At 68.5% G+C, this 13,920-nt stretch carries 13 protein-coding genes; 11 read left to right on the plus strand and 2 right to left on the minus strand.

Going from position 1 to position 13,920, the window contains the following annotated elements; genetic code table 11:
* The first annotated feature begins 2 nt into the window (after positions 1-2).
* From BMY35_RS35770 to BMY35_RS35820, 11 genes are all read left to right on the plus strand, one after another.
* Complete coding sequence (locus BMY35_RS35770; RefSeq protein WP_143080822.1) at positions 3-587, plus strand: pilus assembly PilX family protein; 585 nt, start codon at positions 3-5, stop codon at positions 585-587.
* A gap of 17 nt (positions 588-604) precedes the next feature.
* On the plus strand, positions 605-4,363 hold the full coding sequence (locus BMY35_RS35775; RefSeq protein ID WP_093209629.1) for a pilus assembly protein: 3,759 nt from the start codon (positions 605-607) through the stop codon (positions 4,361-4,363).
* 27 nt (positions 4,364-4,390) lie between these two features.
* The gene (locus tag BMY35_RS35780) at positions 4,391-5,056 is read left to right on the plus strand and encodes a hypothetical protein (RefSeq protein WP_093209631.1); all 666 of its coding nucleotides are present in this window, start codon (positions 4,391-4,393) and stop codon (positions 5,054-5,056) included.
* 5 nt (positions 5,057-5,061) lie between these two features.
* On the plus strand, positions 5,062-5,604 hold the full coding sequence (locus tag BMY35_RS35785; RefSeq protein ID WP_093209692.1) for a GTP-binding protein: 543 nt from the start codon (positions 5,062-5,064) through the stop codon (positions 5,602-5,604).
* A 5-nt stretch (positions 5,605-5,609) separates the two neighbouring features.
* Positions 5,610-5,996: a roadblock/LC7 domain-containing protein gene (locus BMY35_RS35790; protein WP_256230566.1), complete on the plus strand. Its 387-nt coding sequence runs from the start codon at positions 5,610-5,612 to the stop codon at positions 5,994-5,996.
* A gap of 91 nt (positions 5,997-6,087) precedes the next feature.
* Positions 6,088-6,447, plus strand: coding sequence for a hypothetical protein (locus BMY35_RS35795; protein WP_093209634.1), 360 nt, complete (start codon positions 6,088-6,090; stop codon positions 6,445-6,447).
* Between the two features lie 61 nt (positions 6,448-6,508).
* The gene (locus tag BMY35_RS35800) at positions 6,509-7,435 is read left to right on the plus strand and encodes a LysR family transcriptional regulator (RefSeq protein WP_093209636.1); all 927 of its coding nucleotides are present in this window, start codon (positions 6,509-6,511) and stop codon (positions 7,433-7,435) included.
* 155 nt (positions 7,436-7,590) lie between these two features.
* Entirely contained in the window at positions 7,591-8,601 is a 1,011-nt protein-coding gene (locus tag BMY35_RS35805) for an AraC family transcriptional regulator (RefSeq protein ID WP_093209637.1), read from the plus strand.
* A gap of 155 nt (positions 8,602-8,756) precedes the next feature.
* Positions 8,757-9,380, plus strand: coding sequence for an START domain-containing protein (locus BMY35_RS35810; RefSeq protein ID WP_093209639.1), 624 nt, complete (start codon positions 8,757-8,759; stop codon positions 9,378-9,380).
* Positions 9,381-9,550: 170 nt separating this feature from the next.
* Entirely contained in the window at positions 9,551-10,405 is an 855-nt protein-coding gene (locus BMY35_RS35815) for an oxidoreductase (RefSeq protein ID WP_093209641.1), read from the plus strand.
* Between the two features lie 103 nt (positions 10,406-10,508).
* Entirely contained in the window at positions 10,509-11,084 is a 576-nt protein-coding gene (locus tag BMY35_RS35820; protein ID WP_093209642.1) for a class I SAM-dependent methyltransferase, read from the plus strand.
* Positions 11,085-11,117: 33 nt separating this feature from the next.
* On the opposite strand, the gene BMY35_RS35825 is transcribed toward BMY35_RS35820, so the two are convergent.
* Both BMY35_RS35825 and BMY35_RS35830 read right to left on the minus strand, forming a co-directional pair.
* Complete coding sequence (locus tag BMY35_RS35825; protein WP_177213792.1) at positions 11,118-12,626, minus strand: efflux transporter outer membrane subunit; 1,509 nt, start codon at positions 12,624-12,626, stop codon at positions 11,118-11,120.
* Positions 12,623-13,918 (minus strand): efflux RND transporter periplasmic adaptor subunit, encoded by a 1,296-nt coding sequence (locus tag BMY35_RS35830; protein ID WP_093209644.1) that lies wholly within the window; start codon positions 13,916-13,918, stop codon positions 12,623-12,625. The genes BMY35_RS35825 and BMY35_RS35830 overlap by 4 nt, the downstream gene beginning before the upstream one ends.
* Positions 13,919-13,920: the final 2 nt, after the last annotated feature.

Here is a 13,920-nt window from a genome sequence, read left to right on the forward strand (position 1 = left end):
CCATGTCCGCAAGGCTGGCGAAGCGCGAGCGCGGCGTCGTCCTGCTGTTCTGTCTCATCGTCCTCGTGATCCTGCTGGCGGGCGGCGTCGCGGTGGTGCGGTCCATGCACACGTCGCTGACATCCGCCGGCAACCTGGCCTTCAGGCGCGACCTCGTGAACCAGGGAGAGAGGGCCGTGTCCGCGGTACTCACCAAGTTCGCCACCGGCGGCACTCTCGCTACTGCCACGGCCGACGTACCGGCGGAGAACTTCAAGGCGAGCAGGCTCGACACCAACGCGCAGGGCATGCCCACCGTGCTCTTCGACGACACGGCCTTCGCCACCGTGGGCAAGACCTCCAACGACATCGTGGACGCCACCGCGCAGGTGAGCATCCGCTACGTGATCGACCGCCTCTGCACTGCAAGCGGCACGGCCACCAGCACAGGCTGCGTGCAGTCGTCCGCCGCGCCGAGCGGCGGCACCGCGGGCCCAGTGCCGCCTCCGCCTCCACCGACGGCCACCGTCTACCGACTGAGCATGCGGGTCAGCGGCCCGCGCGACACGCAGGTGTTCCTGCAATCGACCTTCACCAAGCCGGACTGAGAAAGCACCGCATCGCCATGAAACGCGTTCTTCGTCGCTCGCCGCTTCCCGTCTCGACAGCCGTCCTCGGACTGCTGTTGCTGCATTGCATGACCGCCGCGGCCGCCACCAAGCTGGCCGACCAGCCGGTGTTCGCCACGTCCGACGTGCCGGGAAACCTGGCGCTGGCGCTGTCGGTCGAGTACCCCACCGCGATCAGCGTGGCCAACCTCGGCGACTACGCCGATGCCACCGAGTACCTCGGCTACTTCGATCCGAAGAAGTGCTACACGTACCAGTACGTCGCGCCGGCCGTGTCGACCAACCCCGCATCCGACAGCTACTTCCAGCCCGCGGGCGCGTCGACCGGCACCAACAAGCACGGCTGCTCGGGCCAGTGGAGCGGCAACTTCATGAACTGGGCGACGATGCAGACCATCGACCCGTTCCGCTGGGCGCTGTCGGGCGGCTACCGCAGCGTCGACACCACCACGCAGACCATCCTCGAGAAGGCCTGGGGCTCCGCGCAGGGCAACCTGACCAACTTCCCGTTGCGGGGAACGGACCAGGGCACGGGGCACAAGCTGCCCGCGACGCTGGTGTCTTCCGTCACGCCGTTCGACAACTGGAGCCAGTTCAATTCGAGCATCTGGTCGCGCGGCAACACCATGGTGTTCACCGGCTCCGGCGACTCCACCAGCACAGGCACCGACCTGAGCGACCTGGATTCCGCCAACAAGAAAAACGGCGCGAAATCGGTCTACCAGGTCTACGTGCGCGTGAAGGTCTGCGACTCGTCCGCGGCGGCAGGCGGCGTGGAGGCCAACTGCGTCAAGTACGGAACCAACTACAAGCCCGAGGGCCTGCTGCAGCAGAACGCCAACAAGATCCGCTACGGCGCCTTCTCCTACCTGAACGCCGGCGGCAACACGCAGCAGGGCGGCGTGATGCGCGCGCCGATGGGCTTCATCGGGCCGACCTATCCGCAGCCGCTTTCCACCTCGGTCACCACCAACACCCGGGGCGAGTGGGATGCCACCACCGGCATCATGAATACCAACCCCGACACCGCTTCCGCTACCGCGAGCGGCGTCTCGCAGAGCGGGGTGATGAACTACCTCAACAAGTTCGGGCAGGCCGCCAAGACCTACATGACGTACGACAACGTCAGCGAGCTCTACTACGCGACGGTGCGCTACTTCGAGAACCTCGGCAACGTGCCCGAGTGGACCAATTCGGTGGCCACGGGCGTGTCGGGCAGGGACGCGAAGCTCGACGGCTTTCCCGCGGTGATCGACTGGAGCGGCAAGGACCCCATCGCCTACTCGTGCCAGAAGAACTTCATCCTGGGCATCGGCGACGACCACACCCACTACGACTACAACGTGGGCGGCAGCTCGATCACAAAGAGCGGTCGGGCCGCGCCCTCGGCCGTCACGGCGGACACCTTCAACAAGGCCGACACCTGGACGAAGAACCTGCAGACGCTCGAAGGCTTCTCGACCACCACGCCGTGGTGGCGCACCGGCGGCACGGATTCGACCTACTACATCGCGGGCCTGGCCTACGGCGTGCACGTCAACGACATCCGGCCCGACCTCACCGGCGTCCAGAACATCTCCACCTACTGGATGGACGTCATGGAATACCAGCGGGCGGAGGACCTGAACCCGTACTACCTGGCGGCCAAGTACGGCGGGTTCAGCGTTCCTTCGAGCTACGACCCGGCCAACACCAAGACGCCGCTCACGCAGAGCTGGTGGAACTCGTCGGGCGACAGCATCAACATGAACGGCACCTCCCGCCTGCGGCCCGACAACTACTTCCTGGCCGGCAACGCGGGGCAGATGGTCAGTGGGCTGAAGGCGGCGTTCATCGACATCGCGAATGCCATCCAGGCCTTCACCACGTCGTTCTCGCTTTCCAGCGCGCAGGTCTCCTCCGCCGGCAGTGCCTCCTACGCTTCGCAGTACGACTCCAAGGGCTGGACCGGCGTGCTCACCGCCAGCACCATCAGTTTCGCCAGCGACGGCACGCCGTCCACCGCGACCGCATGGACGAGCAGCACCACGCTCGAAGCGCAGCTGGCCAGCGGCGGCTGGGACACTGCGCGCCGCGTCGCCACCTGGAACGGCAGCAAGGGCGTCGCGTTCCGCGCCGGCAACCTGAGCTCGACCCAGCTGGCCGCGCTGGCGCCTTCCTACGCCAAGAGCAACACCGCCACCGACTACCTCAACTACCTGCGCGGCGACCGCACGAACGAAAGCACCTCGACAGCCACAGGCAGCACCAAGGCGCTGCGCAGCCGCAACCTGCTGCTAGGCGACATCGTCGACGCCAAGGTGACGCCCGTCGGACCGCCGGGCTCGAGCTACGCGGAGAACAGCAACCCGGGCTACGCCGCATTCAAGACGAAGTGGAACGCGCGTCCCACCATGGTCTACGTCGGTGCCAACGACGGCATGCTGCACGCCTTCAACGGCGCGCTCACCGGAAGCACGGCCGGCACCGAACAGTTTGCCTACGTGCCGAGCGCCCTGTTCCAGGGGCCGAACGGCACGCCGCAGGTCGATGGCCTGGCGCAGCTCGGCAATCCGAGCTACGCCCACCACTACTACGTGGACGCGACGCCGCTGGCCTTCGACATCGACTTCGGCAGCGCCGGCGGCACGTTCACCACCAAGAGCGACGGCACCGGCGCCGACTGGCACACGCTGCTGGTCGGCGGCCTCGGCAAGGGCGGCAAGGGCTACTACGCCATCGACGTGACCGACCCCGCCAGCATGAGCACCGAGGCCGCCGTCGCGGGCCAGGTGAAGTGGGAGTTCACCGACACCACCATGGGCTACAGCTACGGCGCCCCCATCGTCGTGAAGACGAAGAAGTACGGCTGGGTCGTGATGCTGACCTCGGGCTACGGCAACAGCGACGGCAAGGGCTACCTGTATCTCGTCAATCCGAAGACCGGCGCGCTGATCGAGAAGATCGCCACGCCCACTTCGTCCAACGGGCTGACGCAGGCCTCGGCCTACGTCGCGGACTTCGGCGACAACACGACCGACTCGGTGTACGCGGGCGACCTGGACGGCCAGCTCTGGCGCTTCGACCTCACGGCCGAAAAGGGCAGCACCGGCTCCTATCCGGCGCCGACCCTGCTGGCCACGCTGACCGACGCCTCCACCAACGCGCAGCCCGTCACCACCGCGCCGCTGATCGAGATCCACCCCGTCTCGCGCAAGCGCTTCGTGCTGCTGGGCACCGGCAGGCTGCTCGACTCGTCCGACGTGAGCTCGACCGCCGCGCAGACCTTCTACGCCATCCTCGACGGTACGGCAGGGGCCTTCAGCGCCGTGAGCACGCCAGTCACGCGAAGCCAGCTCACGCAGGTGACCGACGTGACGGCGGGCATCACGCTGTCGAACACGTCCAAGGGCTGGTATTTCGACCTGGGCACCACTGGCGGCGTCGGCTGGCGCATGGTGATCAACCCGGTCGCGTTCAACGGCATCGTGGGCTTCTCTAGCCTGCTGACCACGGGCGACGCCTGCAGCCCCTCGGGGCAGAGCCGGGTCTATGCCGTCAACTACGGCACGGGCAGGTCGGTGCTGCTGCCGTCGAGCACCGGGTTCGTGGCCGTCTCCAGCTCGGTCATCGACCTGCGCTTCGTCAGCGTGGACGGCACCACCCGCATCGTCGCCGGCACCACGAAAGGCGAGACCAAGAAGGTCGATGCCGACCTGGCGAGCGGCATCTCGCTGCGCCTGCTGAACTGGCGCGAAGTGCCGGCGATGAACTGACATGAGCATGGCGCAAGGGAGCTCGTCTTGCTGAGGCTCGGTGTCTACAAATTGCCGATCGCCGAGGTCATCCTGGTCCGGACGATCGTGAGGCTTTCGGCGAACGATGCCGGCTTTGCCTGGCAGCTGGTCGACGTGCCGCCGTACGACGCGCTGCTGGTCGACGGGCCGGCCGTGGAGCACGAGTACTCCAGGGTGGTCGGCATGGCCGCCGCCGTGCTCCGGCTCACGCGCATGAATGCGGGCGGCGTGCAGCCCGGCACCATGGAGCGGCCCATACGCGCCGACAGGCTGCAGCAGTGGCTCAGGAGCATCGAGCACGCGCTGCGCGAGGCCCAGCCCGGCGGCCTCACGCTGCACGAGCAGACGGCGCTGGAGATGGAGGTTTCCGACGCCGAGCGATTCATGCTGCGCCACTGGCCGCCGGCCATGCTGCTGCGCAACGACCTCGACAACATCCGCATGGCGAGCCTGCTGGCGCGGCGCGCATTGAACGCCAGCGAGCTGGCCGACATCAGCCAGCTCCCGTTCGACCAGTGCGTCGCGTTCCTGCACGCGCTGAAGAAGGCCGGCGTGCTGGAGCTGCACGTGGAGCCGCCCATGCTGCCGCCGGTGCCGCGGAGCGAAGCTACTGCGCGCGGCGACTTCGCGCGCAGTCTCATCAACGGCATCCGGCGCCGGCTGGGCCTGTGAGCGCCATGCGGGAGCACAAGATCCTCATCACCGGCAGCGTCGGCGCGGGCAAGACCACCGCCATCGGGTGCTTGAGCGAAACGGCGCCGGTCATGACCGACGTGCCCAACTCCGACGCGTCCATCGACAAGCAGTACACCACCGTGGGCCTGGACTTCGGCCAGCTCACGCTGGACAACGGGGATCGCGTGCGCCTGTTCGGAACGCCGGGGCAGGCGCGGTTCGACTTCCTCTGGAAGATCCTCGCCAGGAACGCGCTCGGGCTGATCGTCCTCACGGACAACTCGCGGCCCGACCCGCTGGCCGACCTGTCGCTCTACATGCGGGGCTTTGCCGAGTCGCTGCTGACGCTGCCTTGCGTCGTCGGGGTGGGGCGGCTGCAGGCCCATCCGGTGCCGACCCTCGACGACTACGCGGAAAGACTCGCGGCCACGGGCCGGGTGATTCCGATTCTCGAGGTGGATGTACGCAACAGGGCCGACGTGGTCCTTCTGATCGACACGCTGCTGCTGCAGCTCGAAGCCGATATGCGGGGGGATAGAGGGTGAGTTCCATGCATGGCCTGTCCAGGACGGCCCTGGCACACGCGCAACGCGAAGTGCAGAGGCTGGTCGACGAACTGACCGGCGTGACGGCCGCCGTGGTTGCCACCGTCGACGGCTTCGACGTGGCCTCCGCGACCACCGGCGACACGGATCCGGCGCGCGTGGCCGCCATGGGCAGCTCCATCGCGGCGATCGGCGGCGTTGTCGGCGAAGAGGCCTCGCTCGGGCGCCGCGAGAGCGTGATGGTGCTGACGGATTCGGGCTTCGCGGTGTTCCAGAGCGTGCACCGCCGCGACATCCAGCTCGTCATCAACGTGCTTGCCCGTGCCAGCGCTGTCCCGGCGATGGTGGCCTGGCGGGCGGCCCAGCTTGCCAGGACCCTCGCGGAGGCCTGAGGGCAGAGATCTTCCCGCGCGTGTTTGCGTGGCGCGCGGGCTCGTTCCGGTACGCAGCAACCTTTCAATGAATCCACTACAGGAGAAAAACTTGGCTTCCATCAAGCAGACGCTCGACGACATCCTCACCATCGACGGCGCCATGTGCGCGGCCGTCGTCGACTCGGGCAGCGGCATGATCCTCGGCACGTCGGGCTCGGGCGTGGACATGGAGGTGGCCGCCGCGGGCAACACGGAAGTCGTGCGCGCCAAGCTCAAGACCATGCGCGCGCTGGGCCTGAACGACGTCATCGAGGACGTGCTCATCACCCTCGGCAGGCAGTACCACATCATCCGCCCCTCGGCGTCGAAGGACGGTGTCTTCCTCTACGTCGTGCTCGACAAGCAGCGCGCCAACCTCGCCCTGGCGCGCCGCAAGACGCAGGACGTGGACAAGGAGATGGATTTCTGAGGGCAGCGAAAAGACCCGCGGAAACACCGACGGAAAGATCAGCGGAAGGAAAAGAATCCCCGTGCTCGACCTGAACGAAGTCGCGATGTTCGTGCACGTCGCGCGCCTCGGCAGCTTTGCGGAAGCCGCGCGGCAGCTGCGCGTGCCGTCCGCGACCGTGAGCCGGCGCATCCGGCAACTCGAGGCGCACCTGGGCACCAGGCTGCTGCAGCGTTCCACGCGCAAGCTGGCGCTGACCAGCGCGGGCGAATCCTTCCAGGAAAGATGCGGTCCGGCCGTCGAGGCGCTGATACGCGCCGGGCGGCTGCAGGTCGCAGGCGGCCAGGAGCCGAGCGGCCTGGTGCGGGTGGCGGCGCCGGCCAGCTTCTTCGAGTTCTTCGAGATGGATTGGGTGGCCGACTTCCTGGCCGCGCATCCCCGGGTGCGGCTCGACTTCGTTCTCGACGACGTCGTGGCCGACCTCATTGCCGATCGCATCGACGTCGCCTTTCGCGGAGGGCCGCTGCGCGATTCCAGCTACGTGGCCCGCCGGATCTTCGCAAGCTACGGCGGCCTTCTCGCCAGCCCCGCCTACCTCGCGGAACGCGGCGCGCCGGCCAGCCTGCAGGAGCTCGTCGAGCACGACTGCGTGACGCAGCCGCCGGACACCGGCAACCTGTCCACCTGGCGCCTGCAGGGCCCCGACGGCGTGGAGCAGGACGTGCGGGTGAGGGGGCGCTTCATCAGCAACGTGCAGAGCGCGCTCCTGAAGGCCGCCTGCGCCGGCCTCGGCATCGCCGCGCTGCCGTCGATCCTCACGGCATCCGACGTGGCCGCCGGCAGGCTGGTGCCGGTGCTGCCGCAGTACATGCGGGCGGGCCGCGGCCTGAGCGTCATCTACGCGAGCCGCCAGCACGTTCCGCACGCGGTGTCGACCTTCGTCGAGATGGCGATGGAAAAGCTCGGCAAGCAGGACTGGGCGCCTTCGTTCGGCGGCGCGGCCGCCTGAACGCGAGCGTTTCCGGCGGCCTGCTGGCGCATGTCGCAGGCCGATTGGCGTCTTTTGCCGGTCCATTGACGCGGGCGACTGCCTACACTTTCGGGAGTTTCAATCGAAGCGTGGGCAGCCCACGCCCCGCTCGCGAACCAGGAGTGACGGCCCGGATGGCAATCGCACAAGACTTCTCCCTGAACACCGGGTGGCGGGCGTTGCTGAACGACCTGAACCTGCGGCCGGAACTCGTGCTGCGCCGTGCGGGCCTGCCCGAGGATCTCTTCTTCCGCAAGGAAAAGAGCCTTTCCACGCAGGAGTATTTCCGCTTCTGGACGGCCCTCGAGGCGGAGGCCGGGGACCCGGTCTTCGCGCTGCGCATCGTCGAGACGGTGTCGGCCGAATCCTTCGATCCGCCCATCTTCGCGGCGCTGTGCAGTGCCAACCTCATGCAGGCGGTGCAGCGCCTCGCCAAATACAAGCAGCTGGTGGCGCCGATGTCCCTGGAAGTCGAGGTCGCGAAGAACGGCGACCTGACGCTGTCGCCGCGATGGCTGCTGGCCCGGACCGACGTGCCCCAGTCGCTGCAGATCGCGGAGCTCGCGTTCTTTGTCCGGCTGGCGCGGCTCGCGACGCGCGAGGCGGTCGACGCGAAGCGCGTGGCATTGCCGGTGCTCCCGGCTTCGGCGCACGGCAGGCGGTACGAGGAGTATTTCGGTGCGCCGGTGAAGCGCGGCCAGCATGCGTCGGTCACTTTCGCCGCGACCGACGCGCTGCGGCCGTTCCTCACGCTCAACGAGGGCATGTGGCGCGTCTTCGAGCCCGACCTGCGCAGGAGGCTCAGCGAACTCGACGCGACGGCGACCACGGCGGAGCGCGTGAAGGCGCTGCTGCTCGAACTGCTGCCGAGCAATGCGGCGACCGTCGACGTGGTCGCGGATCGACTGGCGGTGAGCAAGCGGACGCTGCAGCGCCGCCTGGAAGACGAGGGAGAGAACTTCCGGATGCTGGTCAGCAGCACGCGCGAGCAGCTGGCGCGGCACTACCTGACCAACACCTCCATGTCAGGCGGAGAGATCGCCTTTCTGCTCGGGTTCGAGGATCCGAATTCCTTCTACCGGGCCTTCCAGGAATGGACGGGGCAGACGGCGGATGCCGCGCGCCATGCCATGCGTTTGAACTGAGGGCGGGCACGGGGCGAGATACATCGCCTGGATGCCGTCGACGCCGTCGATGCCGCTGGCGCCGTCGGCATTCGCAATGGCGCGTTCTGCCGGTGGCCACGTTCGGCCTGCCTCCTAAGGTTGGAGCTTTTCCAACCGAACGAGGTAAATCCGAAATGAACATGAAAAGCAGCGCGCTGGTCGCGACAACGGTCATCGGCCTTCTGGCCAGTCACGCATCCCTTGCGCAGGAGGGCTGGTCGCTTGCGAAGGAAGCGGACGGCATCAAGGTCTACGTGCGCGAGGTGCCCGGCTCTTCCCTGCGCGAGTTCCGTGGCGAGGTCGAGTTGAAGACCGGTGCCGACAGCGTCGTGCAGACCCTGAAGGACGCCGCCGCCTTCCGCAAGTGGATGCCCGACGTGGTGGTGTCCGATCTCCTGAAATCCACTGGCACCGAGCAATACCACTACCTGGAGAACAAGGCTCCCTGGCCCGTGTCTCCGCGCGACGGCGTCTACCGTTTCACTTACTCGCGCTCCGGGAGTGCGGTGGCGGAGGTCACCACCGTCAAGGTCGAGGCCGTTCCGGACTACGTGCCGCAGCGCGAAGGAAAGGTGCGCGTACCCAGGGCCGATGGCCAGTGGAAGTTGGCGCCGACCGCGGGCGGTGTCAGCGTCTCGTACCAGATCCACGCATCTCCCGGAGGCGCCATTCCGCAGTGGCTGGCCGATCGGGCGGCGGTCGATACGCCGTTCGAGACGCTGAAGGCATTGAGAGGCTATCTGCAGGCGTCCAACTGAAACCGGGCGTCCACGGCTCGAGCCCGGCAGAGGCATCGCTGTCGCGTCTTGCGAGTCCGGTGGCGCCGATCGCTAGATCGCCGGCGCCGGGCCGTTCGTACAGTCGATTCCATCGCAGGCGTGCCGCACATGGCACGTCGAACACAAGCTCCAGCAAAGGACGAATCGACATGGAATCATCAAAAGTTGCCCTGGTGACCGGCGCCTCTTCCGGCATCGGCGAGGCGACGGCCCTCAAGCTCTACGCGCTCGGATACACGGTGTATGCCGCCGCGCGCCGCCTCGACCGGATGCGCCCCCTGGCCGACGTCGGCATTCGCGTCCTGCAGATGGACGTGACCGACGACGCGTCGATGCGCAACGCCGTCCTGGAAATCATCGCGCGCTCCGGCAGGATCGACGTGCTCGTCAACAACGCCGGCTACGGCTCCTACGGCGCGGTGGAAGACGTCCCGCTCGAAGAGGCCCGCGCGCAGTTCGACGTCAACGTGTTCGGCGCCGTGCGCCTGACCCAGCTGGTGCTGCCCTACATGCGCTGGCAGCGCTCGGGAACCATCGTGAACATCACCTCGATGGGCGGCAAGATCCATACGCCGCTGGGCGCCTGGTATCACGGCACCAAGTTCGCGCTCGAAGCGATCAGCGACTGCCTGCGCATGGAGGTCCAGCCCTTCGGCATCGACGTGGTCGTGATCGAGCCCGGCGGCATCAGGACCGAGTGGGCCGACATCGCCGCCGACAAGCTTCGCGACGTGTCGGGCAAGGGCGCATACGCAGGGCAGGCCAAGGCCATGGCGCTGTCGATGGTGGGGGAGGCGAGCCGCAAGCGCCAGTCGCCCCCGCAACTGATTGCCGACACGATCGCGAAGGCGGTGAACACCAGGCGGCCGAAGACGCGCTATGCCGTCGGGTTCGGCGCGAAGCCGATGATCTTCCTGCGCCGCCTGATGTCGGACCGCACTTTCGACGGCTTCATGCGCATGGCTACCGGCATCTCCCGCCAGGCTGCTTCGAGCAGTTCCTGAGAGGCAGGAGGGAAGAGCAATGGCTGGAAAGATTCGGTTCATCGCCTGCGCCGCCGCCCGGCGCAGTTCCACGCGCCAGACCGTCGCTGCCTGAGGCCGGACCATGCGAAGCGACATGGCCGTCTTCCTGCGCTCGTGGCTGGCCTCTCCGCTGAAAGTAGGCGCGATCGCACCGTCGGGCAAGGCGCTGGCGCGGATGATGACGCGCGGCATCGGTCCGGCGACAGGCCACGTCGTCGAACTCGGCCCCGGTACCGGCGTATTCACGAGAAGCCTTCTTTCGCGCGGCGTCCGCGAGCAGGACCTGACGCTGATCGAGTTCGACGAGGAGTTCGCGCACCGCCTGCGGCGGCGCTTTCCCAGGGCCAGGGTGATCTGCACGAGCGCGGCCAATGTCGGCGGGGTGGACTTCAGGCGCGGCGCTTCCGTGGGAGCTGTCGTCAGCGGCCTGCCGTTGCTGAGCATGCCTGTGTCGACGGTGTCGTCGATATTGCGGGGCTCGTTCGAGCATCTTCACCGTGACGGGAAGTTCTTCCAGTTCACCTACGCATGCCGCAGCCCGGTCGGCGAGCAGACGCTGGATGCGCTCAGGTTGCAGGCGAATCTCGTCGGCAGCACGTGGGCGAACTTGCCGCCGGCATCCGTGTACGGAATCCGCCGGCTGGAAGAGGATCGGTAGCGTCGACGAGGGCGGGAGCTGCGGAGCTGCCGCTCAACCCGCCTTGGCGGTCCGCTCACCTCCAGGGGCAGGGCACGACGCCCCCGACGCCTTGCCGGTCGCGGCCGGCATGCCCACGCCGCACCAGTCGCCGCCCAGCGCCTTCACGAGGAACACTGTCGTCAGCAGCCGCTGCCCCTGCAGCTGCGCGGCCTGCCGCTCCACCGTCAGCAGCGACTGCTGCGCGGTGATCACGTCGAGGTAGGTCGATGCACCGCCCTCGTAGCGGCTGGTCGCCATGTCGAGCACGCGCCGCGCCGCGGTCACGGCCGACTGGGCCTGCGTGTTGGCGCTGTCGAGCGCCGACAGGCCGGTGATGCCGTCCTCCACTTCCTGCATCGCGGTCAGCACGGTGCGGCGGTAGTTGCCGACGGTGGCGTCGTAGCCCGCCTTCGCGAAGTCGACGTTGGCGCGGACGCGCCCGCCGTCGAACAGCACCTGCGTGGCCGACACGCCCACCGACCACAGCAGGCTGGAGCCGTTGAACAGCGTCTCGATCATGCGGCTGTCCACGCCCACGGTCGGCGAGATGACGAAGCTCGGGTAGAAGGCCGCGGTAGCCACGCCGATCTGGGCATTGGCCGCGGCCATCGCGCGCTCGGCCGAGGCCACGTCGGGGCGGCGCTGCAGGATTTCCGACGGCACGCCCAGCGGCACCGCGGGCGGCCTGATCTCGCGCAGGTCCACCGGCAGCGCGAAGTTCGGCGCGGGCGTGCCGGTGAGCGTGGCCAGCGCATGCTCGTACTGCGCGCGCTGCTTCTTCAGCACGTCGACCTGCGTGAGCGTGGTCTCCAGCAGCGCCTGCTGCTGCGCCACGTCGAGGCCCGACACCGCGCCCAGGTCGTGGCGCGCCGTGACCAGCTCCAGCGCGCGGCGCTGCAGGCCGATGGAGCGCGAGAGCACGTCGAGCTCGATGTCGGTGGAGCGCAGGTTGAAGTAGTTGCTTGCGACATCGGCGCTCAGCAGCAGCCTGGTGTTGGCGAGGTCGGCTGCAGACTGCTCGGCGGAGGCTGCGGCGCCCTCGACGCTGCGCTGCACGCGGCCCGCCAGGTCGAGCTCGTAGCTTGCGTTCAGCGAGACGGCGAAGTCGTTCTGCACCGTCGATGCATTGGCGGTGGCGTAGTTGGTGAGCGGCCGGTTGGCGGAGATCTTCAGGCGCGAGGCGCGCGTGCCCAGGCCCAGCTGCGGGTACTGGCTGGCCGAGGTGCCTGCCAGCGTGGCGCGGGCCTGCGCCAGCCGCGCATTGGCGATCGCCAGCGTGGGGCTGCCGGCCAGGGCCTGCGCCTGCAGCGTGTCGAGCGTGGCGTCGTCGAAGCGCTTCCACCAGGGGCCCTTGTCGGCGCTGTCGCTGGGCGAGCTCACGCGCCAGGGCTCCTCGAGCTTCCAGCTGACGGGCAGGGGTGTATCGGGCGTTTTGTAGTCGGGGCCGACGGCGCAGCCCGCGGCGAACGCGAGCAAAACGGCAGCGGCGGCAGCGCCGATGGCCGGCGGTCGCAGCCTCACGCCGGCTCCTTCTTCGGCAGCGCCGCGGGGGCAGACGGCGTCGCCGCCTTCGTGGCGTCCGGCTGCGGTTGCTGCTGCTTCTGCGCTTCGGGAGCGACGGCCACCATGTCGCCTTCCGCGAGCGAGTCGGAGGGGTTCAGCACCATGCGGTCGGTGCCTTCGAGCCCGTCGATCACCTCGACGTTCTCGCCGTAGTTGCGCCCCAGCGTCACGGCGCGCAGGGCGACGCGGCCCCGCGCATCGACCACCGCGATGCGCGTGCCCTCGGCGCGGAACAGCAGCGCGTTCGACGGCACGGTGAGCGTACGGCTCGCCGCCAGCGGCAGCGACACCTGCACGTAGGCGCCCGGCAGCAGCGCGCCGTCCTTGTTGGGCAGCGACACCTCGACCTGCATCATGCGCGTGGTCGTGTCGATGGAGCCCGCCGTGCGCGCCACCTCGCCCTTGAAGCTCTGACCGCGCAGCTCGGCCTGTGTGACGACCACCGGCTGGCCAGGCTTCACCAGCTGCGCGTAGGCCTGCGGCACGTTGATGTACACACGCAGCGGATCGGTCTGCGCGAGCAGGAACAGCGCGCGTCCGGCGCCGCCGCCCGCGCCCGCGTCGATCAGGTCGCCCACGTCCACGTTGCGCCGCGTGATCACGCCCGCGAACGGCGCCACCACGCGCTTGAAGCCCTCGGTCTGCTTCAGCCGCTGCACGTTGGCGTCGGCGGCGGCCACGTTCGAGGTGGCCTGCGCGACGGCGCTGCGGCGCTCGTCCAGGTCCTGCTGCGAGACCACGTCCTTCTTGCGCAGCGCCTCCCAGCGCTCGGCGGTGCTGCGCGCCAGCTCCAGCCCCGAGGCGGCCTGCGCGCGCGCGGCCACGGCCTGCGAGAGCTGCTGGTCGATCTCGGGCGTCTCGATCTCGGCGAGCAGCTCGCCCTTCTCGACGCGGCTGCCGATGTCCTTGGTCCAGCGCTTGAGGTAGCCGCTGGCGCGCGCCGCGATGGGCGACTGCACGAAGCCCTGCAGCGTGCCGGGCAGCGAGAGCGTCTGGCCGGTGGTGGGCAGGCGGGGCAGGGCGGTCTGCACGTACTGCTTCGCGCGCTCGGCGGTGCCGGCCTCCAGCGCGCGGGCGTTGGCGATGCGCACGAACACCGTGCGCGCCGCGCCCAGCGCCAGCAGCACGAGGACGATCAGCACCAGCCAGCGTGCGCGCCGCACGATCTGCCGGCGGCGCAGCAGCTCGCCGTCGCCTTCTTCCACGGCGATGGGGTGGATGGCCAATGCCGAATGGCGTTGCTCCGTCATGG

Source organism: Variovorax sp. YR750, from assembly GCF_900109805.1.
Taxonomy (GTDB): domain Bacteria; phylum Pseudomonadota; class Gammaproteobacteria; order Burkholderiales; family Burkholderiaceae_C; genus Variovorax; species Variovorax gossypii.

What these genes read in the sequence shown, in the direction of transcription:
- BMY35_RS35770 (WP_143080822.1), top strand. Translation starts at nt 3, where the DNA reads ATGTCCGCAAGGCTGGCGAAGCGCGAGCGCGGCGTCGTCCTGCTGTTC.
- BMY35_RS35775 (WP_093209629.1), top strand. Translation starts at nt 605, where the DNA reads ATGAAACGCGTTCTTCGTCGCTCGCCGCTTCCCGTCTCGACAGCCGTC.
- BMY35_RS35785 (WP_093209692.1), top strand. Translation starts at nt 5,062, where the DNA reads ATGCGGGAGCACAAGATCCTCATCACCGGCAGCGTCGGCGCGGGCAAG.
- BMY35_RS35790 (WP_256230566.1), top strand. Translation starts at nt 5,610, where the DNA reads ATGCATGGCCTGTCCAGGACGGCCCTGGCACACGCGCAACGCGAAGTG.
- BMY35_RS35805 (WP_093209637.1), top strand. Translation starts at nt 7,591, where the DNA reads ATGGCAATCGCACAAGACTTCTCCCTGAACACCGGGTGGCGGGCGTTG.
- BMY35_RS35810 (WP_093209639.1), top strand. Translation starts at nt 8,757, where the DNA reads ATGAACATGAAAAGCAGCGCGCTGGTCGCGACAACGGTCATCGGCCTT.
- BMY35_RS35815 (WP_093209641.1), top strand. Translation starts at nt 9,551, where the DNA reads ATGGAATCATCAAAAGTTGCCCTGGTGACCGGCGCCTCTTCCGGCATC.
- BMY35_RS35820 (WP_093209642.1), top strand. Translation starts at nt 10,509, where the DNA reads ATGCGAAGCGACATGGCCGTCTTCCTGCGCTCGTGGCTGGCCTCTCCG.
- BMY35_RS35830 (WP_093209644.1), bottom strand. Translation starts at nt 13,918, where the DNA reads ATGACGGAGCAACGCCATTCGGCATTGGCCATCCACCCCATCGCCGTG.